Consider the following 23,986-nt stretch of genomic DNA (forward strand, 5'->3'; position numbering starts at 1 on the left):
GTTTACCGGCCTTTTTCTCATTGAGACCTGACTTATGTCCTGTGGTGAATTCGAACTGATCGCACGTTATTTTAACCGCGTTACCAGCTCCCGCCGCGATGTGGAGAAGGGAATTGGTGACGACTGTGCGTTACTGAACGTGCCCGAAAAACAGACGCTGGCCATTAGCACCGATACGCTGGTGGCGGGCGTGCACTTCCTGCGTGATATCCATCCTGCCGATCTGGGTTACAAAGCACTGGCCGTGAATCTCAGTGATTTGGCGGCAATGGGTGCCGATCCGGCGTGGTTGACGCTGGCGATTACCTTGCCTGAAGTGAATGAAAGCTGGCTGGCCGCATTCAGCGACAGCCTGTTTGAGCTGCTGGATTACTACGATATGCAGCTGATTGGCGGTGATACCACGCGCGGACCGCTGAGCCTGACGTTGGGGATTCACGGTCTGGTGCCGACAGGACGCGCATTAAAGCGTTCGGGGGCCAAACCTGGCGACTGGATCTTTGTCACCGGTACGCTGGGTGACAGCGCGGCTGGCCTGTCGCTGCTACAACATTGTCATCGCCTGAACGATCCGGCTGTCCATGAAGTGTTGATCAAGCGCCATCTGCGCCCGATGCCACGCGTGTTGCAGGGCCAGGCGCTGCGCAATCTGGCGACCTCGGCGATCGATATCTCCGATGGTTTGATTGCCGATCTCGGCCATATTCTCACGGCGAGCCGCGTCGGTGCGCGCCTCAATCTGGAAGCGTTGCCGCTGTCTGCTGCGTTGCGCGATCATTTTGAGCCGGAACAGGTGCTGACCTGGGCGTTAAGTGGCGGCGAAGATTATGAGCTGTGCTTTACCGTGCCGGAAGTCAATCGTGGTGCGCTGGACGTGGCGCTGGGTCATCTTGGTGTGCCTTATACCTGCATCGGGCAGATTGCGCCTGAAGCCGACGGGTTGACGCTGCTGGAAAATGGCAAGCCACGTCGTTTTAATCACAAGGGATTTGATCACTTTAATGCGAAGTAAAGATGTAGCGAAAAGCCGCCTGCGCCTGAGCAATCCCTGGCATCTGTTGGCAACCGGTTTTGGCAGTGGCCTGAGCCCGATCATGCCGGGTACTGCCGGTTCGATTGCGGCGATTCCGTTTTGGTGGTTGATGACCTTTCTGCCACTGCAGATCTATTCGCTGCTGGTGCTGATTGGCATTAGCGTGGGCGTTTATCTGTGCCATCGAACGGCGAAAGACATGGGCGTGCATGATCACGGCAGCATCGTCTGGGATGAGTTTATCGGCATGTGGATTACGCTGATGGCGATTCCGGCGATGAGCTGGCAGTGGGTGTTGGCCGGGTTTGTCATCTTCCGCATCTTCGATATGTGGAAACCCTGGCCGATTCGCTGGTTCGATCAGAACGTGCATGGCGGCATGGGCATTATGGTCGATGATATTATCGCGGGCGTGATATCAGCGGCGATTTTGTATGGATTGGGGCTGGTGCTTTAATTCGGCAGGTGCGCCTAACTCACGTGCCCTCTTTCACAACGCGTACGAAAGCTTCAGAGCAAGCTGGTGCCGTTCAGGGGCTGGCAATCCGCAGCGCTGAACGGAATGAGTCTGCCAGGATAGCCCGCAGGACGCGGGCTGTTAAATCATTACTCGAATCCTACCACCGGATGCGATTGATACACCGTTTCCAGCTCGGCGATATCCGTTGAACTCAGCTCCACATCCACTGCTTTGACCAACTCTGCAAACTGCTGCTCGCGCGATGCACCGATAATAGGGGCTGTGACCACCGGTTTATGCAGCAGCCACGCCAGCGCCACCTGTGCACGCGTCACGCCTTTATCAGCGGCAATGGTCGCCAGACGCTCTGCAATCGCCGCATCGTTCTCTTCGGTGCCGGTATAGAGTTTTTTTATCACGTTATCCGATACCGAACGTGCGGTGGTTTCGCCCCATGGACGTGTCAATTTGCCGCGTGCCAGCGGGCTCCACGGCAGCACCGCGATGCCTTCACGTTCACACAGCGGGTGCATTTCGTTCTCTTCCTCGCGCTGAATCAGGTTGTACTGATCCTGCATGCTGACAAAACGCGCCCAGCCATTCTGCTTTTGCAGATCCAGCGCCTGAGCGAACTGTGCAGCATGCATCGAAGAAGCGCCGATGTAGCGCGCTTTACCCGATTTCACCACCTCATTCAGCGCCTCAAGCGTCTCTTCGATCGGCGTGTCGTAATCCCAGCGGTGAATCTGCAGCAGGTCGACATACTCCATGCCGAGACGCGTCAGGCTGTCGTCGATGGATTGCAGAATGTTCTTGCGTGACAGCCCCTGAGAAAGGTTGCTGAGCGGGAAATAGACCTTGGTGGCGACAACAACCTGGTCGCGCTGGGCGAAATCTTTCAGCGCACGCCCGACGATCTCTTCACTGCTGCCATCGGAGTAGCTGTTGGCGGTATCGAAAAAGTTAATGCCCGCGTCCAGCGCCTGCTTGATCAGCGGTCGACTACTCTCTTCGGGCAGGGTCCATGCGTGATTGCCGCGCATCGGATCGCCGTAAGTCATGCAGCCTAAACAGAGACGCGAAACCTGTAAGTCGGTTTGGCCTAAACGAATGGTTTTCATGGGAGCTCCTGCTCTTATGCGTTAGGAATGCCCTAAGCATAGCAGCAGGAGCGGGGAGGGGATTACTGTGCCAGCCAGTCAGTGATTTGCTGCTGAATACCGGCGGCATCCAGCTGATAATCCTGGCGAACTTCTTCCTGCGTGCCCTGCGGAATAAATTCATCTGGCAGGCCGAGGTTCAGCACGTGCACACGCAGGCGTTTCGCCATCACGTATTCGTTGACGCCGCTACCGGCTCCGCCTTTGATCGCGCCTTCTTCCAGCGTCACCAGCGAATCATGGCTGGTGGACAGTTCGGCAATCAAGGCTTCATCCAGGGGCTTCACAAAACGCATATCTACCAGCGTGGCGTTCAGCGCTTCAGCGGCAGCCTGTGCTTCAGGCAACAGCGTGCCGAAGTTGAGGATCGCCAGCTTTTCACCACGGCGCTTCACAATGCCTTTGCCCAGCGGCAGACTGGCCAACGGCTCCAGCGTGGCACCAGTGCCCGTGCCGCGCGGATAGCGTACTGCACTTGGACCAGCCTGATAGTGATAGCCAGTGTAAAGCATCTGGCGGCATTCATTTTCATCGCTTGGCGTCATGATCACCATTTCGGGCACACAGCGCAGGAAGGCGATATCAAATGCACCCTGATGCGTTTGCCCATCAGCGCCAACAATGCCGCCGCGATCGATAGCGAACAGCACCGGCAGTTTCTGGATCGCCACATCGTGAATCAGCTGATCGTAAGCGCGCTGCAGGAAGGTGGAATAAATCGCCACCACCGGCTTATAACCGCCAATCGCCATACCTGCAGCAAAGGTCACCGCATGCTGTTCAGCAATCGCCACGTCAAAGTACTGTTGCGGATAATCACGAGAGTAGCTGACCATGCCAGAACCTTCACGCATCGCCGGCGTCACCGCCATTAAACGCGGATCGTCAGCGGCCATTTCGCTCAGCCAGCTACCGAAAATTTTCGAGTAGCTCGGCAGGCCTGGCGCGCTTTTCGGCAGAGAACCGCTGGCCGGATCGAACTTCGGTACCGCATGCCAGGCGATGGGATCCTGCTCGGCAGGCGCGTAGCCTTTGCCCTTTTTGGTCATGATGTGCAGGAACTGCGGGCCTTTCAGGTCACGCATATTCTTCAGCGTGCTCACCAGCGTCAGCACATCGTGGCCATCAACCGGACCGATGTAATTAAAGCCCAGCTCTTCAAACAGCGTGCCCGGCACCACCATGCCTTTCAGGTGCTCTTCGGTGCGCTTCACCAGCTCTTTGATCGGAGGTAGGCCGCCCAACACACGCTTGCCGCCTTCGCGCAGCCGTGAGTAGGTTTTACCGGAGAGAATCTGGGCCAGACGATTGTTGAGTGCGCCGACGTTTTCCGAGATCGACATCTCGTTGTCGTTGAGGATCACCAGCATGTCAGGTTTGATATCGCCTGCGTGGTTCATGGCTTCAAACGCCATACCTGCGGTGATGGCGCCATCGCCAATAATACAGGCGGTACGACGCCCTTTGCCTTCACGCTCAGCGGCAACCGCCATGCCCAATCCGGCGCTGATCGAGGTCGATGAGTGACCGACGCTCAATACGTCGTATTCACTTTCGCCGCGCCACGGGAACGGATGCAGGCCATTTTTCTGGCGGATAGTGCCGATACGATCGCGGCGTCCGGTCAGAATTTTGTGCGGATAGGCCTGATGACCAACGTCCCACACCAGATGGTCAAACGGGGTGTTATAAACATAATGCAGCGCGACTGTTAGTTCGACGACGCCCAGACCCGAAGCAAAGTGGCCGGAAGACCGGCTCACGCTATCCAGCAGATACTGACGCAGCTCGTCACACAGTACCGGAAGTTTTTCTTTCGGTAGTAAACGTAATTCCTGAACCGTGCTCGCTAATGCCAGTGTCGGGTATTTTGCAATATCAAAACTCATCAGAGACTCATTATGAAAGTTATTTATCGCGTTCAATTATGAAGCTTGCCAGTGCTTGTAATGCGGTGGTGTTGTAGGACTGCGCCGCCAGAATCTCTAACGCGCCCAGTGCTTCCTGATAAAGATCCCACGCTTTACTGCGGGCATTATCCAGTCCCATCAGCGCCGGATAAGTGCTCTTACCCAATGCCTGATCCGCGCCCTGAGTTTTGCCCAGCACCGCGGTATCGCCCACCACATCAAGAATGTCATCCTGCACCTGAAACGCCAGTCCGATGGCGTTGGCGTAGGTATCCAGGACCGGAAGTGCCGCACGGCCACGTTCACCCGCCGTCAATGCGCCAAGACGCACTGCAGCGCGAATCAAAGCGCCAGTTTTATGACGATGAATCTGCTCGAGCTGGGCGAGGTCGATGTGCTTGCCTTCTGCGGCGAGATCCAGCGCCTGGCCACCGCACATGCCTGCCACACCGCTGGCCTGAGCCAGTTCGGAGATCATCGCAATGCGATCTTGCGGGCTGACGCCGGGCATCGGCTCATCGGCCAGAATCGAAAACGCCAGGGTTTGCAACGCATCACCAGCGAGAATTGCTGTGTCTTCACCATATTTTATATGGCAGGTTGGCTGTCCGCGACGTAACGCATCGTCATCCATCGCGGGCAGATCATCATGAATCAGAGAGTAAGCATGAATGCACTCTACGGCAGCGGCCGGGGCATCCAGGCTGGCCGCATCGGCCTTTAACATCTCGCCCGTGGCGTAAACCAAAAATGGACGCAGACGCTTACCGCCTAATAGTGCCCCATATTGCATGGATTGCACCAGAGGAGAACTCTGAAAAGGAAGTGGATCTATTAAGCGTGTCAACGCCAGATTGACGCGTTCGTGATACGCGTTGAGTAATTTGGCGAAATCCATCAGTCATTTTCCGGCGTGAACGGCGCGAGCGCGGCATCTTTGTCATCGCTGAGCAGGATCTGCACGCGCTGTTCAGCCTGCTGCAGGGTTTGCTGACCGGTGCGTGCCAGCTGTACGCCGCGTTCAAATTCGTTCAGTGCTTCTTCCAGCGGCAGTTCACCACTTTCCAGACGGCTGACGATTTGTTCCAGCTGCTGTAATGCGCTTTCAAAACTGGCTGGCGCTTCGGCTTTTTTCGGCATAATCAGTGTCGACTCACAGGTTAGGAATCATCTTGCAATCGGTCATGGTAGCCGACGAGGATTAATTAGCAAAATAATGAATGTGATTGCGGTTGCAGAAGCGGTCATCTGACAAAGGTGGTATACTTTTGCGCCTCGGATGCGGGCGCTTCTGCGGTACCCGTAATTATATGATTTTACCAGTTAAGTGCCGATGGTTTTAGCACTTATTTGCCCAACGAAGCTGTGTCGCCATGAAGTTTATCATTAAGCTCTTCCCTGAAATCACCATCAAAAGTCAGTCGGTGCGTCTGCGCTTTATCAAGATCCTGACCGGTAACATCCGCAATACCCTGCGTACTGTCGACGACGAAATCGCCGTGGTGCGTCACTGGGACCATATTGAAGTACGCGCTAAAAAAGAAGCACTGCGTACCGTCGTTATTGATGAACTGACGCGTATTCCCGGTATTCACCATGTACTGGAGGTTGAGGATCAGCCTTACACCGATATGCACGATATCTTCGAGCAGACGTTGGCACTGAATCGCGAACGTCTGGAAGGGAAAAGTTTCTGCGTGCGCGTGAAGCGTCGTGGCAAACACAGCTTCAGCTCGATTGAGGTTGAGCGTTACGTGGGTGGCGGTCTCAATCAGCACATTGAGACTGCACGCGTGCAATTGAAAAATCCTGATGTGACGGTCAACCTTGAGATCGAAGACGATCGTCTGCTGCTGATCACCGGCCGTTATGAAGGGCTGGGTGGTTTCCCCATCGGGACGCAAGAAGATGTGCTGTCGCTGATTTCTGGCGGCTTCGACTCCGGCGTCTCCAGTTATATGCTGATGCGTCGTGGTTGCCGCGTGCACTACTGCTTCTTCAACCTCGGCGGTGCCGCCCATGAAATCGGCGTCCGTCAGGTCGCGCATTATCTGTGGCAGCGTTATGGTCGTTCGCATCGCGTGCGCTTCGTGGCGATCAACTTCGAGCCGGTGGTGGGCGAGATCTTAGAGAAAGTGGACGACGGCCAGATGGGCGTAGTGCTGAAACGCATGATGGTGCGTGCAGCGTCGATGGTCGCTGAGCGCTACGGCGTTCAGGCGCTGGTGACCGGTGAAGCGCTGGGCCAGGTATCGAGCCAGACACTGACCAACCTGCGTCTGATTGATAACGCCTCGGATACCCTGATCCTGCGTCCGCTGATCTCGCATGATAAAGAGCACATCATCGATTTGGCGCGCCATATCGGCACCGAAGATTTCGCTAAAACCATGCCGGAATATTGCGGTGTGATTTCGAAAAGCCCAACGGTAAAAGCGGTGAAGGCGAAGATCGAAGCAGAAGAGCAAAACTTCGATTTCGAGATCCTCAATCGCATGGTGCAGGAAGCCAGCAACGTCGATATCCGCGAGATTGCGGAGAAGGCACAGGAAGAAGTGGTGGAAGTGGAGACGGTGGTCTCGTTCACCGCAGATGATGTGGTGCTGGATATCCGTTCTGTGGATGAACAAGAGGCATCACCGCTGGCGCTGGAAGGCGTGGATGTGAAATCTCTGCCGTTCTACAAATTGAGCACACAGTTTGGCGATCTGGATCAGAACAAAACCTGGCTGCTGTATTGCGACCGCGGCGTGATGAGCCGTTTGCAGGCGCTGTATCTGCATGAGCAAGGCTTTAAAAACGTGAAGGTCTATCGTCCGTAACGGTGATAACCTGGTAACGGCGTGATTCATCGCGCGTGTCACACTCGGCACCTTGCCACTGTGACATGCGCAATACATTGCGCCGCTACCGTTAAGTGCTTTCTACTGCATGACAATGCGGTTATTCACGCTCTTCAAATTCCTGATAGTTATAAATCCCCGCCGCTAATACCAACTGTGACGCCACTTCACGCGCTTTCTCTTTATCCACCAGCAGAGCAATCAGCTTCAGTGCAAAATCAATCGAAGTGCCTGGACCCTGGCTGGATAGCAGGTTGACGCGCGGATCCCATACCACACGGCGATCCATCCAGTGTTTGTCAGGGATGGTGTCGCGCAAGCCAGGAAAACCGGTCATATTGCCCACCGGGAACAGATCGTGCGGAATCAGCACCGTGCCAGGTGCGGCACAAATCGCGGCAACGATTTTCCCTGCCAAATGAAACTGGCGTACGGTTTCCACCAGCAGTGGGCTGTCACGGAAGGTCTCTGCGCCCTTGAGGCCGCCGGGCAGCACCACGGCGTCATAATCGTTATCCGCCACCTCAACCAGTGGCGCATCGGCCAGCAGGCGCACGCCTCGTGAGCAGATAATCTCGCGCGTGCCATCGCTTTCGACACTGGCGGTGGTGACGCTTAAGCCCGCGCGGACCAGCAGGTCGATAGTGGTGACAGCTTCAATCTCTTCACTGCCATGTGCCAGGCAAACCAGAACCGATGCGGTCGCGCTCATATTGGGACTCCTTGCGTTTAATCAGATCGTACAAACGTGTGTTCTCCGGCAGCGCAATGCCCTGCGCGCGAGCGCGGCGCAGCAGGTAGCCGGTGATGTAGTCAATTTCTGTCAGGCGCTGGGCGCGCACATCCTGCAACATTGAGGAGGTATTCGCTGCGGTGCTGTCGATGACGTCATAGATGATGTCGCGCAGGTTATCAACCGCAATGTGCTGGCCTTCACGCTCCATCACCCAGGCAATCTCTTCACACAGCGTGGCAATCTGCTGCGGCCAGGCGCGCAGGGCACCGTTCTGGCAATCGTGTTCAACGGTAAGCGGATTAATTACGCAGTTCACCGCCAGTTTGCGCCAGCTGGCAGAAGCAATGTTGTCATGCCAGGCCACGTCCGGCAGCGCCTGATGCAGGATATCGGCGATATCGCTCATCGCGGCACTTTCACGTCCGGTGGGACCGATATGTGTGATGCCCTGCGCAACGTGTTTGATCACCGTGCCATCGCGCATCGCCGCGTGGGTGGTAATGCCGCGCAGCAGCGGTTGCTGCAACTCCTTCAGCTCTTCCAGCGTGCCCATGCCATTGTGCAATAACAAAATGGCAGCATGAGCAGGCAGGATGCTTTGCAGGTTTTTGACCGCCGGGGAAACCTGTGGCGCTTTTAGTGTCACCAGCAACAGCTGGCTTTCGGCAAGAAACAGCGGATCGTTGGCGATAAACGTGTGATTGCTGACTTGTCCTTGCGGATCAATCACGTTCACCGAGCAATAGGGCTGCGGCACGCGCAACCAGCCCTGAACCTCATGTCCCTGACGTGCGAGCGCGGCGAGCCAAATTTGACCCAGGGCGCCACAACCCAACACGGTAATTTTCATTTTGCCTCCCGCTGACGGGTTCTCAATTTCACGACATCGTTAAGTATAGCTTTCCGCGTATCGTGTTTAATTAGCGCCATAAGACGCGTATTATGCATGTCACTTTAGTATCAGGAGAAGAAAAGATGCCATCTTTCGATATCGTTTCCGAAGTCGAACTGCCGGAAGTGCGTAATGCGGTGGAGAATGCCAGCCGTGAAATCTCAACCCGTTTCGATTTCCGCAATGTGAGCGCCAGCATTGAGCTTAACGAAAAGAATGAGACCATCAAAATCACCAGCGAATCTGATTTCCAGGTTAAACAGCTGGTGGATATTTTGCGTGAAAAGCTGCTGAAACGCGGCATTGAAGGCGCAGCGATTGAAGTGCCAGAAGAGATCATTCACAGCGGTAAAAGCTGGAGCGTAGAAGCCAAGCTGAAAAAGGGTATCGAAAGCGATATCGCTAAAAAGCTGGTGAAGCTGATTAAAGACAGCAAGCTGAAAGTGCAAACGCAGATTCAGGGTGAAGAGCTGCGCGTGACCGGTAAATCACGTGATGATTTGCAGGGTGCAATGGCGCTGGTGCGCGGTGGCAACCTTGGTCAGCCCTTCCAGTTCAAGAACTTCCGCGACTAATCGCGTTTGTCGCGTGCGGCACGACGATAGAGCGTGCTGCGCGCGACACCTAATGCCTCCGCCGTTTTACTGATATTGCCATTAAAGCGTTGGAGCGTTTCGCTAATCAGCCGCTCATCATGGCTCTGCTTATCTTCCGCTGGCACCGCCGCTGCTCGGCGATATTCGGCTGGCAAATGCACATCAGTGACTTCTTCCCCTTCGTCCGCCAACGCCAGCAGCACGCGCAACAGACTGCGTAATTGCCGCACGTTGCCCGGCCATGGCAATTGTGCCAGCGATGCCAGCAAGGCGGGAGAAAGCTGGATATCGCGATCTGCGCCGCCCAGCTCAATCCACAACCGACCAATAAAGTCTTTGATATCAGGCCAGGCACGCAACGGCGGGATGGTCATGGAAAATTCCTGCAAGCGATAGAGAAGATCCTCGCGGAACTCGCCCTCGGCCACACGCTGCGCCAAATCACGGTGTGTTGCGCAGATCACGGCAAAACTCACCGGCCAGCTGCGACTGGAACCGAGCGGCGCGACCTCTTTTTCCTGCAACACGCGCAGCAAACGGGTTTGAAGCGCCAGCGGCATATCTCCAATTTCATCAAGAAACAGCACGCCACCATCCGCCTCGCGGATTTTGCCGATGTAGCCATTTTTGCTGGCTCCGGTAAAGGCGCCAGGCTGATAACCAAATAGCTCTGATTCAATCAACGCTTCCGGAATAGCAGCACAGTTGATGGCGACAAACTTCCCATCACGCCAGCGACTCTGCTGATGCAGCGCACGGCTGACATACTCTTTACCGCTGCCGGTTTCACCGTGAATGCACAACGACACTCCGGCATTCATCAGACGCACCATTTTCTCGCCATCGCGACCCAGTGAGAAGGGAAGATCCACGCTGGGTTCACTTGGCGTAGCAAAGTGGGTGCGGTGCGGAGCGCGCAGGCGGAAGTAGTAGCGCTGTTGTGCAAAATGAATCGGTAAAGGAATGGTGTTGGCCTGCTGTTCGAGCTGATCAAACAGCTGCTGGAATGTCAGGGTGCCCAACTGCCCGGTGGTGAGATTGAGTTCACGCATCGCCAGGCGGTTTGCGGCGGTGAGCACATTATCGGAGAACACCAGCAGCAACTCATCACTGGTATCAATGCCGTGCGGCTCAACGTGCAGGCTCATCAACCATTGTTGGGGATGCAGGCTTTGCTTAACCCACAAATACTCGATCTGTTTAGCGGCGGCTTTGACCCACTGAAACGTTTGCGGATGCGGGAAGTGCGCTGGGCCAGAGATATCCAGCACGCCCGCAATCTGACCGTTGGGCATCTGCAACGGCATGGCGGCGCAGTAGAGCCCCTGATTCAAGGTGAGAAAATGTTGCTGGCCTTCAATTTCACAGCCATCGTCAATCGCTAGCGCGGTGCCAATCGCATTGGTGCCGCGCCCGCATTCGCTCCACAAATTGCCAGGGGCGAGGGCGAATCGCTGCGCTTTCTCCATCGATTGCATGTCGCCAAAGGTATTCAGTACCAGTCCGGTGGCATCAGAAAGAATCACTACGGATTGTTTTTCCGCCAGTTTCTGCGCCAGCTGTTTGATCACCGGCTGGGCGAATTGTTGTAGCCCGGCATTACTGGCCAGCACATCAGCCAGCTCACCCTGGCGGACGCGAGGAAAATCATCGGCGGTGCGGTCGAGACCATACAGCTGGCTACGAAACCAGGAGTCGCTCAAAAGCGGGTTGGTATTAACGGCAGACGCGGCTGAATTTCCCTGCATTGGTAACCTCATGCCTAAGCGAAAGTGTTGCAGCATTGTAGCGGCTTGGTTTCTTCGGTGTTGCGATACGCAACACAGATGAAGATTTTGGTGGCAGAACCCGTGCGTTTAAAAGGGCTATTTGTTTTATAAATCGATGATAGATACAACGATTTTTAGAAAATTCGCAAGCTGAAAAAAACTGGCACGCCCGCTGCAATAGGTATGTACGGCAGCGGGCTGTTCAATCTGTTGACCCACAGGTTGCCGCTGCCAGCTAACAATAAACGACCCTACACGAAGGAGTTTGCGATGCGTTATGCACATCCCGGCACGCCCGGCGCTTTGGTCACTTTTAAAGCGACCTACGGCAATTTTATTGCGGGCAAATTCACAGAGCCGCTCAGCGGCCAGTATTTTACGAACACCTCGCCTGTTGATGGCAGCGATATTGCGCAGTTTCCGCGTTCTGACGCGCGGGATATCGATTTAGCACTGGACGCTGCTCATCAGGCCGCTGACGCCTGGGGAAAAACCAGCGTGCAACATCGTGCCAATCTGCTGCTGCAGGTGGCCGACTGCATTGAACAAAACCTCGAAATGTTGTCTGTGGCGGAGAGCTGGGACAACGGCAAACCGATCCGCGAAACCCTCAACGCCGACCTGCCGCTGGCGGTGGATCACTTCCGCTACTTCGCCGGTTGTCTGCGTGCGCAGGAAGGCAGCACCGCTGAGATTGATGAAACCACCGTTGCTTATCACTTCCACGAACCGCTGGGCGTGGTCGGGCAGATCATCCCGTGGAACTTCCCGCTGTTAATGGCGGCATGGAAACTGGCTCCGGCGCTGGCGGCAGGTAACTGCGTGGTGCTGAAACCGGCCGAACAAACGCCACTGGCCATCACGCTATTGATGGAATTGATCGGCGATCTGTTCCCGGCCGGCGTGCTTAACGTGGTGCAGGGCTTTGGCCGTGAAGCCGGTGAAGCGCTGGCCACCAGCAAACGTATCGCCAAAATCGCGTTCACCGGTTCTACGCCAGTGGGCCGTCATATTATGGCGTGCGCGGCTGAAAACATCATTCCTTGCACCGTCGAGCTGGGCGGCAAGTCGCCGAACATCTACTTTGCCGATGTGATGGAGGGTGAATCGGACTTTATCGAAAAAGCGGTGGAAGGGCTGGTGCTCGGTTTCTTCAACCAGGGTGAGGTCTGTACTTGTCCATCACGTGCGTTGATCCATGAATCGATCTATGAGCCGTTTATGGCGCGGGTGATGGAGAAAGTGGCAAACATCCGTCGGGGCGATCCGCTGGATACTGACACCATGATCGGTGCTCAGGCTTCCCGTCAGCAATTCGACAAAATCCTGTCTTACATCAACATCGCGCGCGACGAAGGGGGGCAAATTCTTACCGGAGGCGATCGCGCCAACGTCGCTGCCGAACTGGATAACGGATTCTATATCCAGCCAACCCTGATTAAAGGCACCAACCAGATGCGGTGTTTCCAGGAAGAGATTTTTGGGCCGGTTATCGGCATCACCACCTTTAAAGATGAAGCGGAAGCCTTGTCGATTGCCAACGAAACCCAGTTTGGCCTCGGGGCGGGCGTGTGGACGCGTGATACCAATCTGGCGTATCGCATGGGACGTGGCATCAAAGCCGGTCGTGTCTGGACCAACTGCTATCACATCTATCCCGCACACGCAGCTTTCGGTGGCTACAAGCAATCGGGAGTGGGGCGCGAGACGCACAAAATGGCGCTCAGCGCCTATCAACAAACCAAAAATCTGCTGGTCAGCTATGGCACTGCGCCTTTGGGCCTGTTCTGAGTCCGCATCCGATCAAATGGAGAGTGAAAGATGAATATGCAAATCAAAACCACCATGAAAGCCGCTGTTGTTAAAGCCTTTGGCGAACCGTTAGTGATTGAGCAGGTGCCAGTACCGCAAGTGGGACCGGGCCAGATCCTGGTGAAAATCGCCGCGACCGGCGTGTGCCATACCGACTTACATGCTGCCGAAGGTGACTGGCCGATTAAACCAAACCCTCCGTTTATTCCCGGCCACGAAGGCGTAGGGCAGGTGGTGGCGATCGGTGAAGGTGTGAAGCATTTGAAATTGGGCGATCGTGTGGGCGTGCCGTGGCTCTATTCCGCATGTGGCCACTGCGAGCACTGTCTGGATAGTTGGGAAACCCTGTGCCTGTCACAGCAGAATGCCGGTTATTCGGTGAACGGCAGTTTCGCAGAATATTGCCTCGCGGATGCGAACTATGTCGGCATCATCCCGGAAAACATCGATTACAACGAAATCGCACCAATTCTGTGTGCCGGTGTGACGGTGTACAAAGGCCTGAAAATGACCGATACCAAGCCAGGCGATTGGGTGGTGGTGTCTGGTATTGGAGGTTTAGGTCATATGGCGGTGCAGTACGCGGTGGCGATGGGACTGAATGTGGCTGCGGTGGATATCGACGATGAGAAGCTGGCGTTTGCTAAGCGGCTTGGTGCCAGTGTGGTAGCGAATGCGAAGAACGTCGATCCCGCAAAAGTGTTCCAGGAAAGTTTTGGTGGTGCGCATGGCGTGCTGGTTACGGCCGTATCACCGAAAGCGTTTGAGCAAGCGATTGGCACCATGCGCCGTGGCGGCACCATGGTGCTGAACGGTCTGCCACCGGGCAAATTTGATTTGTCGATTTTCGATATGGTGCTGGACGGGATTACGGTGCGCGGTTCAATTGTGGGCACGCGTAAAGATCTCCAGGAAGCGTTAGATTTCGCCGGTCGTCACAAAGTGAAAGCCAACGTGGCGGTTGAACCGCTGACCAACATTAACGACATTTTTGCGCGTATGCATGCGGGAAAAATTGAAGGGCGTATCGTGGTGGATATGTCGCTTTAATTAGCGTGATGGTTTGTGGCGGAGCGGTTAATCGCGCCGCCACAGAGTGTGTGACTACTAACTAACAGCTGGCGAGCAGCGCTTCGATTTCGACGCGGCTCGTCACTTTACTGTCGATCTTGATGTAAGCACTTTTCTCTTCCGGCACGATAAATACTGAAGAGACACCCGGCTGCGCTTTTAAACGCTTCTCAAGGTTAGGCACCGCTAATACGGCATCACTGAGTACCATGCGCAGGCTGCTGACGTAAGGTGGCTCTTGCATCGACATCGCCACAAACAACCAGGCTGCCGCGACAATCGCACCCACCAGAAACACCGTCTGCGCATCAAAGTGACCGAAGATCCAACCGCCCATGCTGCCGCCAATCGCCACGCCAATGAACTGGCTGGTGGAGTAAATGCCCATCGCTGTACCTTTGTAGCCCGGCGGTGATTCTTTACTGATCAGCGAAGGCAGAATAGCTTCCATCAGGTTGAAGGCGAGGAAGAATAGCTGCACGCCAATCACCAGCGTCCAGAAATGACCAGCCGCACCCCACAGTACGATTTCCGCGATAATGATCAGTGCCACGCAGGTAACAAAAACGCGCTTCATGCGGCGTTTCACTTCGGCATAGATGATGAAAGGCACCACCAGAACGAAAGCGACCAGCATGGTGACCAAATAGACTTTCCAGTGTTCAGATGCCGGGAAGCCCGCTTGTTCAAACTGGCCTGGCAAAGCCACAAAACTCGACATCAGCAGGATATGCAGGCAAAGAATACCGATGTTTAATTTCAGGAGTTTAGGGTTGGCTAACACTTCACGAATGCTGGCTTTTACCATGCCGGACTCACGGTTAAGCACGTGATTCGGTGCGCTCGGCACCACCAATAGCGTGATAACAATGCCCAGCGAGGCCAGAATAGCGATCATCCAGAACAGTGCATGCAAACCCAGAGCATGGGTAACAATTGGGCCTACCACCATCGCAATAGCAAAGGTCACACCGAAACTGATGCCAATAAACGCCATTGCTTTAGTGCGGTTTTGTTCGCGAGTGAGATCTGAGAGTAGCGCCATGACTGCAGCGGCAATTGCGCCTGAGCCTTGCAAAGCACGACCCAGGATCACTCCCCAGATTGAGGTGGTCATCGCCGCGATAATACTGCCCAGCACGAACACTAACAGCCCGCCAACAATGAGCGGTTTGCGACCGACGCGATCGGACAGCAGACCAAACGGAATCTGGAATACGGCTTGCGCCAGACCATAGATGCCAATTGCCAGACCAATTAAGGTTTCACTGGCTCCCTGCAACGCCATACCGTACGTGGTGAGTACCGGCAGGACCATAAACATTCCCAGCATGCGCAGGGAAAAAACTGTGCCTAAACCCCATGTAGCCCGAAGCTCTACTGGCGTCATTTTATTGTCGTTCATTCCAACCTCTGTAAGTTTATGCCCTTTATACTTCAAGCCGCAGATGCGTTGGCTGCGCACGTTCACCCAGGTCACTTACTTTAGTAAGCTCCCAGGGATTCATGCACTTGCCGCCTTCCTGCATCTCGAATTATTCCGGGCATTTAGCTCTTATTTTAGGGAGCAGGGCAGGGCGGGTAAAACAATTGTTGTTAAGCAGTGGTAACAAAAAGAAAGGGCGCGAAATTCGCGCCCTTTCTGGTGTTGCGGAGCTGTATTACCAGACGTAAGTCAGCAGGTCTTTAGAGGCCGGCGTCATAAAATCAACCGACATCATCACGCTCAATGCTGTGATAGCGACAATCGAGAACACAAACAGTTTACGCGCCCAAACTTTATCGTTTGAAGTTTTGTAACCTGAAAGCGCCATGCCCAGCCACCACACGCTGACCGCTGCTGCGACCACCAGATACTTATAGCCCGCGTAACCGCCGAGTGTCAGCATCAGCGTAGCAATCATGAACGCCAGGATGTATAGCGTAATATGATTTTTGGCTACCGAGATACCTTTCACGACAGGCAGAACCGGGATGTTAGCCGCCTGATAATCCTTGAAGCGGAAAATCGCAATCGCGTACGAGTGCGGCATCTGCCACAGGCTAAAGATAGCCAATAAGATCAGGGCGCCAGCATCAAACTGGTTGGTCACTGCGCAGTAGCCAATCACTGGCGGTGCTGCACCAGAGAGGCTACCGATCAGCGTGCCATACACGGAGTTGCGTTTCATATACAGGCTGTAAATGCCCACATAGACAACGAAGCCCATCACCGCCAGCCACATGGCCAGCGGGTTAGCGCCGAAATACAGCAACGCAAAGCCAGCAATACCCAATGCGGTTGCATAAACCAGGCTTACTTTCGCCGAGATCAGGCCTTTGACCAGAACACGGTTCCGCGTTCTCTCCATTTTGATATCGATGTCGCGGTCAATCACGTTGTTGAATACACAACCCGATGCGACAACCAGCGAAACGCCCACCAGTGAATAGAGAAACAGGGGGTAATCAATGCTGCCTTTCGAAGCCAGCAAGAATCCACCGATCACAGAAATTAAGTTGCCGAAAATAATTCCTGGTTTTGTTACTTGCAGGTATTGCTTAATCATTACGTGTGACTCTTTAGTCGGCCATCATGTTGTAGTTGAGGTTCCACATGATCCACAGTGAGCCAACAACAACAATCAGAATGATGAGTGCTGAGAAGACTATCGCCACCATGTTCCAGCCACCCTCTGACTTGCTGTCTAAGTGCAGGAAGTAGACCAGGTGCACTAACACCTGAACCACCGCACACACCAGAACCACACCCAGAATCGTGCCGTGTGATGCGCCGCCATCCATTACCATCCAGAACGGAATACCGGTCAGGATGATAGAGAGGATGAAGCCGATCATGTAAGACTTCACGCTACCGTGAGAAGCGCCATGTTCGTTAACTGAATGACTCATTACATGGCTCCCATCAGATAGACAACGGTGAATACGCAGATCCAAACCACATCCAGGAAGTGCCAGAACAAGCTCAGGCACATGATGCGGGTGCGGTTGGTTGCAGTCAGACCACGTTTAGAAATCTGGAACATCATCACTGCCATCCAGATCAGGCCTGAGGTCACGTGCAGACCGTGGGTACCGACCAGCGTAAAGAACGCGGACAGGAAACCACTGCGGTCAGGACCGAAGCCTTCCAGGATCAGGTGATGGAATTCATAGATTTCCATGCCGATGAATCCAGCACCAAACAGGAAGGTCAGAGCCAACCAGCTGATGACTGAACCCTTGTTCTGGTTGTTCATCGCGATCACTGCCATTCCATAAGTAATGGAGCTGAGCAGCAGCAGCGCGGTTTCAACCAGCACAAACGGCAGTTCAAAGATGTCTTTACCTGCCGGACCACCGGCAGTGTTATTGACCATAACTGCATAGGTCGCAAACAGGGTTGCGAAGATAATGCAGTCACTCATCAGGTAGATCCAGAAGCCAAAGACTTTATTGGCTCCTGCATCGTGATGCCCATGCTCCGCATGGGCGTCGTGGTGGTGATTAGTCACAGTTTCAGTTGCCATTATTTCAGACCTGCTTTGCTGATTTCATCAAAGTGCTTCTTCTCCAGCTCCTCAATCTGAGCAACGGGTACGTAGTAATCCACGTCTTCGTCGAAGCTCTTCACAATCCAGGTCACAATAGTGGCCAGGAAAGTAAGGCCAGCCAGCCACCAGATGTGCCAGATCATCGCGAAACCAAATACGGTCATGAACGCTGCGATAATAAGAGCTGCGCCGCTGTTTTTCGGCATATGAATTTCTTCATATTTTTCTGGTTGCTTGTACGCTTCGCCTTTTTCTTTCATTTCCCAGAACGCATCACGCTCGTGGATATGTGGGATCACAGCAAAGTTATAGAACGGAGGAGGTGAAGAGGTTGCCCACTCCAGCGTACGACCGCCCCACGGGTCACCGGTCAGGTCACGGTTCTGATCGCGGTCACGTACAGAGACCCAGAACTGGATAACCTGGCACAGGATACCGCATGCAATCAGTGCCGCACCGCCTGCTGCAACAACCAGCAGTGAGTGGAACTGAGGATCGATGTCCTGGCTGATACGACGGGTCATACCCATGAAGCCCAGTGCGTACAGCGGCATGAAGGCAACGAAGAAACCAATGATCCAGAACCAGAATGCACGGATACCCCATTTTTCGTTCAGGGTGAAGCCGAATGCTTTCGGGAACCAGTAGGTCACGCCAGCCATACAACCGAACACCACACCACCGATAATCACGTTATGGAAGTGTGCAATCAGGAACAAGCTGTTGTGCAGAATGAAGTCCGCACCTGGAACGGCCAGCAGAACACCGGTCATACCACCAATAGAGAAGGTGACCAGGAAGCCGATTGTCCACAGCATCGCTGAGTGGAACTCAACGCGACCCTGATACATGGTGAACAGCCAGTTGAAGATTTTCACGCCGGTCGGAATGGCGATGATCATCGTCATAATACCGAAGAAGGCGTTAACGTTGGCGCCGGCACCCATGGTGAAGAAGTGGTGCAGCCAAACGATGAACGACAGAACGGTAATTGCGATGGTCGCCCACACCAGAGAGGTGTAACCGAACAGACGCTTTTTGGAGAAGGTTGCAGTGACTTCCGCGAACACACCGAATACCGGCAGAACGAGGATGTATACTTCCGGGTGACCCCAGACCCAAATCAGGTTGACGTACATCATCATGTTACCGCCCATTTCATTGGTGAAGAAATGGAAGCCGAGGTAACGGTCAAGCGTCAACAGTGCCAGCGTGACGGTCAGAACCGGGAACGCAGCGATGATCAGGACGTTGGTACACAGTGATGCCCAGGTGAATACTGGCATCTTGAACAGGTCCATACCCGGTGCACGCATCTTCAGAATGGTCACGAAGAAGTTGATACCGGTCAGTGTCGTACCGATACCGGATAGCTGGAGACTCCAGATCCAATAATCGACCCCGACGCCAGGACTGTATTCCGCGCCCGAAAGCGGTGGATAAGCCAACCAGCCAGTCTGTGCGAACTCGCCCACACCCAGAGAGATGTTCACCAGGATCACACCGATCGCAGTAAACCAGAAGCTCAGGTTGTTCAGGAACGGGAAGGCAACGTCACGTGCACCGATTTGCAGCGGTACCGCGATGTTCATCAGACCTACCACGAAAGGCATCGCCACGAAGAAGATCATGATCACGCCGTGCGCGGTGAAGATCTGGTCGTAGTGGTGCGGTGGTAATATGCCGGCTTCGCCTGCGGAAGCCATCACTTGTTGGGTTCGCATCATTATCGCATCGGCAAAGCCGCGCAGCAGCATGACGAAAGCCATGATGATGTACATGATACCCAGTTTTTTGTGGTCAATGGAGGTGAACCATTCTGACCACAGGTATTGCCACTTACCAAAATAAGTAATCGCGGCAACCAGTGCCAGACCACCTAAGATGATTGCGGCTACCGTTACCACGATAATGGGTTCGTGGTATGGCACTGCATCCAGTGTTAATTTTCCGAACATCGTATTATTCCTCGGCTCCCGCAGCAGCGGCGTGATTCATGTCCATGCCTTTGTGCTCTGGCATGTCCATCTTCCCGTGGCTCATCATGAACTTATCAATAACCTGCTTGAACAGTTCTGGATTCGCAGTTGAGAAATATTCCACCGGGTGATTTTCGCTTGGCGCAGCCAGTTTCTCGAAATCATCCATGGTGGTCAGCGCGTTAGGTGCTGCTTTAACTTTAGCCACCCACTGCTGGAATTCCGCATCGTCTTTGGTTGCAATGGCTTTGAACTTCATGCCAGAGAAACCGCGACCACTGAAGTTCGCAGAGATACCGTCGAATGTTCCTGGCTCATTGGCGATCAGGTGCAGTTTAGTCTGCATGCCCGCCATGGCGTAGATCTGGCTACCGAGCGTAGGAATAAAGAAGGAGTTCATTACGGAGTTGGAGGTGATCTTGAAGTTCACCGGAGTATTTGCCGGGAAGGCAATCTGGTTCACGGTTGCAATACCCTGTTCCGGGTAGATAAACAGCCATTTCCAGTCCAGCGCAACCACATCGATCTCAACCGGCTTCACATCAGAGACCAGCGGTTTGCTTGGCTCAAGTGCGTGGGTTGATTTCCAGGTCAGCACGCCGAGGAAGATAATGATCAGGATTGGAATCGTCCAGACCACGGCTTCCACTTTGTTAGAGTGTGACCAGTTAGGGCTATAAGTCGCATTAGTATTGGTTGCCCGATATTTCCAGGCAAAGAATACTGCCATGAAGACTGCCGGGATAACCACGATCATCATCAAGCCAAAAGCTGTCAGAATCAGCGAACGTTGCTCCAGTGCAATCTGTCCTTTGGGATTTAACAACGCACTATCGCAGCCACTGAGTAATACAGCGCCTGCAATTAATGACAAAATCCCCAAACTTTTATTGTATTTCCTGAGTCTCATTTAACGACCTCAATGACAAAGGGCTCTATTGTCGTTTAAGTGTGCGCGCATTTTACGGGAAGGTTTATGCAGTGTAAACCAGCTTAAGGATGTGTCAGAAGGCTGTTGACACCTTTTGCTAAGGGTGTCACAGATGTTGCGCAGGGTGACAAATTATTAATTGCGACAAGCAGTTGGCGTCAATATAACAAAAAACAATGATAGAAACCGCAGAAAAATCAGGGAAAGCATAAACCGTACTATTAATGCTCATTTATTTAACAATTGTGTAGCATTTGGGTGATGAGTTTTCTACAAAGTAATTGCGCACCGGATTTAAATATAATCCAGGGTTGTTAATTTAATGTTTCTTTTTCGCGATGAAAAAAATGCTATTCGTTAAAATGAGTTCGTTGTTATTTTTTTAGCCAAATATTTAGCCGCTGGCAAATTATCATTACTTAACTCAGATTTTTTCCCGGCATTTTTCTTAATGCCAGACAATCCAGAATCACACCTAGCGCCACGGCCACCAGCGCCAGTGCCATGCCCATCTCAAAAAGTGGTGTCAGCAGCGCATTGACATGCCAGATGCCCGCTGCATTCAGGGCTAGCATCACCAACCAGAGTGCCAGCAGGCCACTTCCGAAGCTGAACAGACGCACTGTCCAGCGATAGCCCTGCGGCCAGCGGGTTCGTATCATAAACTCTCCGCTCTGCTGAATGGCTTGCAGGGTGCTGCGGCTAATCCACAGCAGCAATAAACCGGGCACGCCTGCAAACACGGTGAAAGCATAGAAGGTCGGCCAGCCCCACAGCTCGACCAGCCATCCCGCTGCGGGTCCGACGTAAACACGCCCGACGGCGGAAAGGGCAGAGAGCAGCGCGAACTGCGTTGCGGAAAACGACTTATTGCACAATGTCATCAGCAGCGCCACAAACGCGGCGGTGCCCATCCCCCCACAAAGATTTTCTATGAACACTGCGCTCGCCATGCTCCATAAATGAGGCGGCGTCACGGCCAATAGCCAGTAAGCGAAGTTGGAAACGGCCTGAAGAATGCCGAAAATCATCAGGGCACGGAACAGGCTCAGGCGTTGCATCAGCACACCGCCGTACAGCGCACCAATGATGGTTGCCAGCAATCCCAGCGTTTTATTCACCAGTCCGACATCGCCGGCGCTGAAACCTACGCCGCGAATCAGGAAGGTGGTGGTGAGCGACGCAGCAAAAGCATCACCCAGCTTATAAAGGATGATTAAGGTGATCAGCAGCCAGGCATTGTTACGCAGGAAGAAGTCTTTGAGCGGGAACGAAACGGCCTGACGCAGGGTGTGCGGCTCGCGCGCGGGTGCTGCGGGCTCTTTGGCCAGCAATGTCGCAATCAAACCTGGCAACATCAACAGGGCCATTAACCAGTAAGTCGCCTGCCATCCCAGATAGCGATCGGCCAGCCACAGCGCCAGTCCGCCTGAAATCAGCATCGCCAGGCGATAACCCAACACAGTAATCGCGGCTCCGCTGCCCCGTTCTTCTGGCGGTAGCACATCGGTTTTCCAGGCATCAAACACGATATCCTGCGATGCAGAACAGAAGGCAACCAGCACGGCCAGGGCAGCCAGCAGCGTCAGATCGCGCGAAGGCTGCATAAAGCCCATGGCGATAATGCCGGCGATCAGCGCGAGTTGCGTGACCAGCAGCCAGCCACGGCGACGGCCAAGAAACGGCGGGGTATAGCGATCCATCATCGGCGACCACAGGAACTTAAATACATAAGCCTGGCCGACAAGGGAGAAGAAACCGATGGTTTTCAGATCGACATTCTCTACGGTCATCCACGCCTGCAAGGTCCCGGCTGTGAGTGCTAAAGGCAGTCCGGAAGCAAAACCGAGCAGCAGCAATACGGCTGCATTACGTTGGGTGAAAATGCGCAGATAGTGAGAAGTCATAACCAACCTGAAATGATGCCCGGCCAAAGATGACCGGGCAGAATAGCTGAGGAATTAGCGGGCGTTCTGTTTAATGAATTCGTTAACGCTGGTGTCCTGCGCCATATCAGCAATCACGTCGCTCAGGGTAGAGTTGACCGCGTTGGTGATCTTCGCGTTAGTGGCGGTGAATGCGCCTTCTACGCTGTAAGTCTGACGATAGTTTTTAACCTGCTTGTTGCCGTTTTTCGCGGTTGCAATGATGGAAATGTCAGCTTTGGTGGTAATGCTGTAACGCACGTTACCTTGTGTCACATCAGCGTAAAGACCATTGACGACAATCTGCAGGTCAACCGCACCGTTTGGTCCGATCATATAACCGCGTGCTGTCATCTGCTTCTCCAGCACTTCCTGTAACAGGAAACGCAGATCGCGCGATGGTGTTAAGGTGGCTAACTGACCGTCACGATTCACTTTTGCCAGTGCCTGATCGGAACGCTGATCGGCACCGTTAACGCTGATGGTGGCACCCATCAGACCTGGATCTTGCTGTGGCAGCTGGATCTTAGGCTGAATGTTCAGGGTGGTGTTATTGCTGGCGCAGCCGGCCAAAATAAATGCAGCCAGCAGAGGGAATAACAGTTTTTTCAACATACTCATTCTCGTTAGCATATGGGTTGGTTTGCAAAACTGCGGCCATCATAGCATTGCGCGACGGCGAAAAAAGCCCCGTGCCAGTGGAAATTGATTGTAAAGGCTTTTTTCGGACAGGCGGTCATGCAACAGCATTGACCTGACGCATGAGCCCGCTAAGATGCGCAGCAGATCAGGAATTATTTCCGGCGCGCCTGCGGGTTGGGCAAAAAACCTACTAATATTTAAACAGATGGGCACAGCGCTCGCCGTTGAGGAGTGTTAACAATGATTCGCGAACAAATAGAAGAAAAGCTGCGTAAGGCGTTCGAACCTGCACATCTCGAAGTGCATGATGAAAGCTATCGTCATAACGTGCCCGCTGGTTCTGAAAGTCACTTTAAAGTGGTGATTGTCAGCGATGTGTTTACCGGCCAGCGATTCCTGCAGCGTCATCGCGCCATTTATGGCGAATTGACCGAAGAGTTAGCAGGGAGCGTGCACGCACTGGCACTACACACTTACACGCAAAAAGAGTGGGATGGTTTGCAAGATACCGTGCTGGGGTCACCGAACTGTCGTGGAGCGGGTACCCTCGCCTGAGTTCACACTTCATCCTCTCTCAAAACGGCCTGCGGGCCGTTTTCTTTTCATCTATTACCCTCAAACGCGATCCATGGCGCAAAAAAGCAGCAAAACCGCTAAAAAGTGGTGAGTTTGCAGCCTCGACTCATTCCAGCGA

At 53.8% G+C, this 23,986-nt stretch carries 22 protein-coding genes; 7 read left to right on the forward strand and 15 right to left on the reverse strand.

Annotated elements, in window-relative coordinates:
• Window positions 1–34: 34 nt before the first annotated feature.
• Complete coding sequence (thiL, locus tag F3J37_RS12680; RefSeq protein ID WP_166933709.1) at window positions 35–1,012, forward strand: thiamine-phosphate kinase; 978 nt, start codon at window positions 35–37, stop codon at window positions 1,010–1,012.
• Window positions 1,002–1,490, forward strand: coding sequence for a phosphatidylglycerophosphatase A (gene pgpA / locus F3J37_RS12685; protein WP_034831038.1), 489 nt, complete (start codon window positions 1,002–1,004; stop codon window positions 1,488–1,490). Before thiL ends, pgpA begins: the two co-directional genes overlap by 11 nt.
• A 149-nt stretch (window positions 1,491–1,639) precedes the next feature.
• Here pgpA and F3J37_RS12690 read toward each other — a convergent pair whose 3' ends face one another.
• The 4 genes from F3J37_RS12690 to xseB all read right to left on the reverse strand — a co-directional run bounded on the left by F3J37_RS12690 (window position 1,640) and on the right by xseB (window position 5,703).
• A complete protein-coding gene (locus F3J37_RS12690) occupies window positions 1,640–2,614 on the reverse strand; it encodes an aldo/keto reductase (RefSeq protein ID WP_166933710.1) in 975 nt (324 codons plus the stop codon).
• A gap of 62 nt (window positions 2,615–2,676) precedes the next feature.
• Window positions 2,677–4,542 carry a 1-deoxy-D-xylulose-5-phosphate synthase gene (dxs, locus tag F3J37_RS12695; RefSeq protein WP_166933712.1) on the reverse strand — a complete coding sequence of 622 codons (1,866 nt, stop codon included), beginning with the start codon at window positions 4,540–4,542 and terminating at the stop codon, window positions 2,677–2,679.
• 19 nt (window positions 4,543–4,561) lie between these two features.
• On the reverse strand, window positions 4,562–5,461 hold the full coding sequence (ispA, locus tag F3J37_RS12700) for a (2E,6E)-farnesyl diphosphate synthase (protein WP_034831043.1): 900 nt from the start codon (window positions 5,459–5,461) through the stop codon (window positions 4,562–4,564).
• Window positions 5,461–5,703, reverse strand: coding sequence for an exodeoxyribonuclease VII small subunit (gene xseB / locus F3J37_RS12705; RefSeq protein ID WP_034831045.1), 243 nt, complete (start codon window positions 5,701–5,703; stop codon window positions 5,461–5,463). Before xseB ends, ispA begins: the two co-directional genes overlap by 1 nt.
• 233 nt (window positions 5,704–5,936) lie before the next feature.
• Between xseB and thiI the strand changes: the two genes are divergently transcribed.
• A complete protein-coding gene (gene thiI / locus F3J37_RS12710; RefSeq protein ID WP_097117496.1) occupies window positions 5,937–7,385 on the forward strand; it encodes a tRNA uracil 4-sulfurtransferase ThiI in 1,449 nt (482 codons plus the stop codon).
• 121 nt (window positions 7,386–7,506) lie between these two features.
• On the opposite strand, the gene yajL is transcribed toward thiI, so the two are convergent.
• Both yajL and panE read right to left on the reverse strand, forming a co-directional pair.
• A complete protein-coding gene (gene yajL / locus F3J37_RS12715; protein ID WP_166933714.1) occupies window positions 7,507–8,118 on the reverse strand; it encodes a protein deglycase YajL in 612 nt (203 codons plus the stop codon).
• Window positions 8,072–8,992: a 2-dehydropantoate 2-reductase gene (gene panE, locus F3J37_RS12720; RefSeq protein ID WP_045833921.1), complete on the reverse strand. Its 921-nt coding sequence runs from the start codon at window positions 8,990–8,992 to the stop codon at window positions 8,072–8,074. Before panE ends, yajL begins: the two co-directional genes overlap by 47 nt.
• A gap of 125 nt (window positions 8,993–9,117) precedes the next feature.
• Here panE and F3J37_RS12725 point away from each other — a divergent pair, with 125 nt between their 5' ends.
• Window positions 9,118–9,609 (forward strand): YajQ family cyclic di-GMP-binding protein, encoded by a 492-nt coding sequence (locus tag F3J37_RS12725; RefSeq protein WP_034831052.1) that lies wholly within the window; start codon window positions 9,118–9,120, stop codon window positions 9,607–9,609.
• Here F3J37_RS12725 and F3J37_RS12730 read toward each other — a convergent pair.
• Window positions 9,606–11,378, reverse strand: a complete 1,773-nt coding sequence (locus F3J37_RS12730; protein ID WP_166933716.1) for a sigma-54-dependent Fis family transcriptional regulator — start codon at window positions 11,376–11,378, stop codon at window positions 9,606–9,608. The genes F3J37_RS12725 and F3J37_RS12730 overlap by 4 nt on opposite strands.
• Before the next feature lie 291 nt (window positions 11,379–11,669).
• Here F3J37_RS12730 and exaC point away from each other — a divergent pair, with 291 nt between their 5' ends.
• Both exaC and adhP read left to right on the forward strand, forming a co-directional pair.
• Window positions 11,670–13,190 carry an acetaldehyde dehydrogenase ExaC gene (exaC, locus tag F3J37_RS12735; RefSeq protein WP_166933718.1) on the forward strand — a complete coding sequence of 507 codons (1,521 nt, stop codon included), beginning with the start codon at window positions 11,670–11,672 and terminating at the stop codon, window positions 13,188–13,190.
• Window positions 13,191–13,226: 36 nt separating this feature from the next.
• Entirely contained in the window at window positions 13,227–14,261 is a 1,035-nt protein-coding gene (adhP, locus tag F3J37_RS12740; protein ID WP_201785697.1) for an alcohol dehydrogenase AdhP, read from the forward strand.
• A 61-nt stretch (window positions 14,262–14,322) separates the two neighbouring features.
• On the opposite strand, the gene F3J37_RS12745 is transcribed toward adhP, so the two are convergent.
• From F3J37_RS12745 to F3J37_RS12780, 8 genes are all read right to left on the reverse strand, one after another.
• The gene (locus F3J37_RS12745) at window positions 14,323–15,687 is read right to left on the reverse strand and encodes an MFS transporter (RefSeq protein ID WP_034828088.1); all 1,365 of its coding nucleotides are present in this window, start codon (window positions 15,685–15,687) and stop codon (window positions 14,323–14,325) included.
• A gap of 256 nt (window positions 15,688–15,943) precedes the next feature.
• Window positions 15,944–16,831: a heme o synthase gene (cyoE, locus tag F3J37_RS12750; RefSeq protein WP_034828090.1), complete on the reverse strand. Its 888-nt coding sequence runs from the start codon at window positions 16,829–16,831 to the stop codon at window positions 15,944–15,946.
• Between the two features lie 13 nt (window positions 16,832–16,844).
• A complete protein-coding gene (locus F3J37_RS12755; RefSeq protein ID WP_034828092.1) occupies window positions 16,845–17,174 on the reverse strand; it encodes a cytochrome o ubiquinol oxidase subunit IV in 330 nt (109 codons plus the stop codon).
• Entirely contained in the window at window positions 17,174–17,791 is a 618-nt protein-coding gene (locus F3J37_RS12760; protein WP_166933720.1) for a cytochrome o ubiquinol oxidase subunit III, read from the reverse strand. The genes F3J37_RS12755 and F3J37_RS12760 overlap by 1 nt, the downstream gene beginning before the upstream one ends.
• Window positions 17,791–19,773, reverse strand: coding sequence for a cytochrome o ubiquinol oxidase subunit I (cyoB, locus tag F3J37_RS12765; protein ID WP_166933722.1), 1,983 nt, complete (start codon window positions 19,771–19,773; stop codon window positions 17,791–17,793). Before cyoB ends, F3J37_RS12760 begins: the two co-directional genes overlap by 1 nt.
• 4 nt (window positions 19,774–19,777) lie before the next feature.
• Window positions 19,778–20,704, reverse strand: coding sequence for a cytochrome o ubiquinol oxidase subunit II (gene cyoA / locus F3J37_RS12770; RefSeq protein WP_034828097.1), 927 nt, complete (start codon window positions 20,702–20,704; stop codon window positions 19,778–19,780).
• A 440-nt stretch (window positions 20,705–21,144) separates the two neighbouring features.
• A complete protein-coding gene (gene ampG / locus F3J37_RS12775) occupies window positions 21,145–22,632 on the reverse strand; it encodes a muropeptide MFS transporter AmpG (RefSeq protein ID WP_166933724.1) in 1,488 nt (495 codons plus the stop codon).
• A 54-nt stretch (window positions 22,633–22,686) separates the two neighbouring features.
• The gene (locus tag F3J37_RS12780) at window positions 22,687–23,265 is read right to left on the reverse strand and encodes a lipoprotein (protein WP_166933726.1); all 579 of its coding nucleotides are present in this window, start codon (window positions 23,263–23,265) and stop codon (window positions 22,687–22,689) included.
• A 267-nt stretch (window positions 23,266–23,532) separates the two neighbouring features.
• Here F3J37_RS12780 and bolA point away from each other — a divergent pair, with 267 nt between their 5' ends.
• Window positions 23,533–23,847, forward strand: a complete 315-nt coding sequence (gene bolA / locus F3J37_RS12785) for a transcriptional regulator BolA (protein ID WP_166933727.1) — start codon at window positions 23,533–23,535, stop codon at window positions 23,845–23,847.
• The last annotated feature ends 139 nt before the right edge of the window (window positions 23,848–23,986 follow it).

The sequence above is a fragment of the Candidatus Pantoea communis genome (assembly GCF_011752685.1).
Lineage (GTDB): Bacteria > Pseudomonadota > Gammaproteobacteria > Enterobacterales > Enterobacteriaceae > Pantoea > Pantoea communis.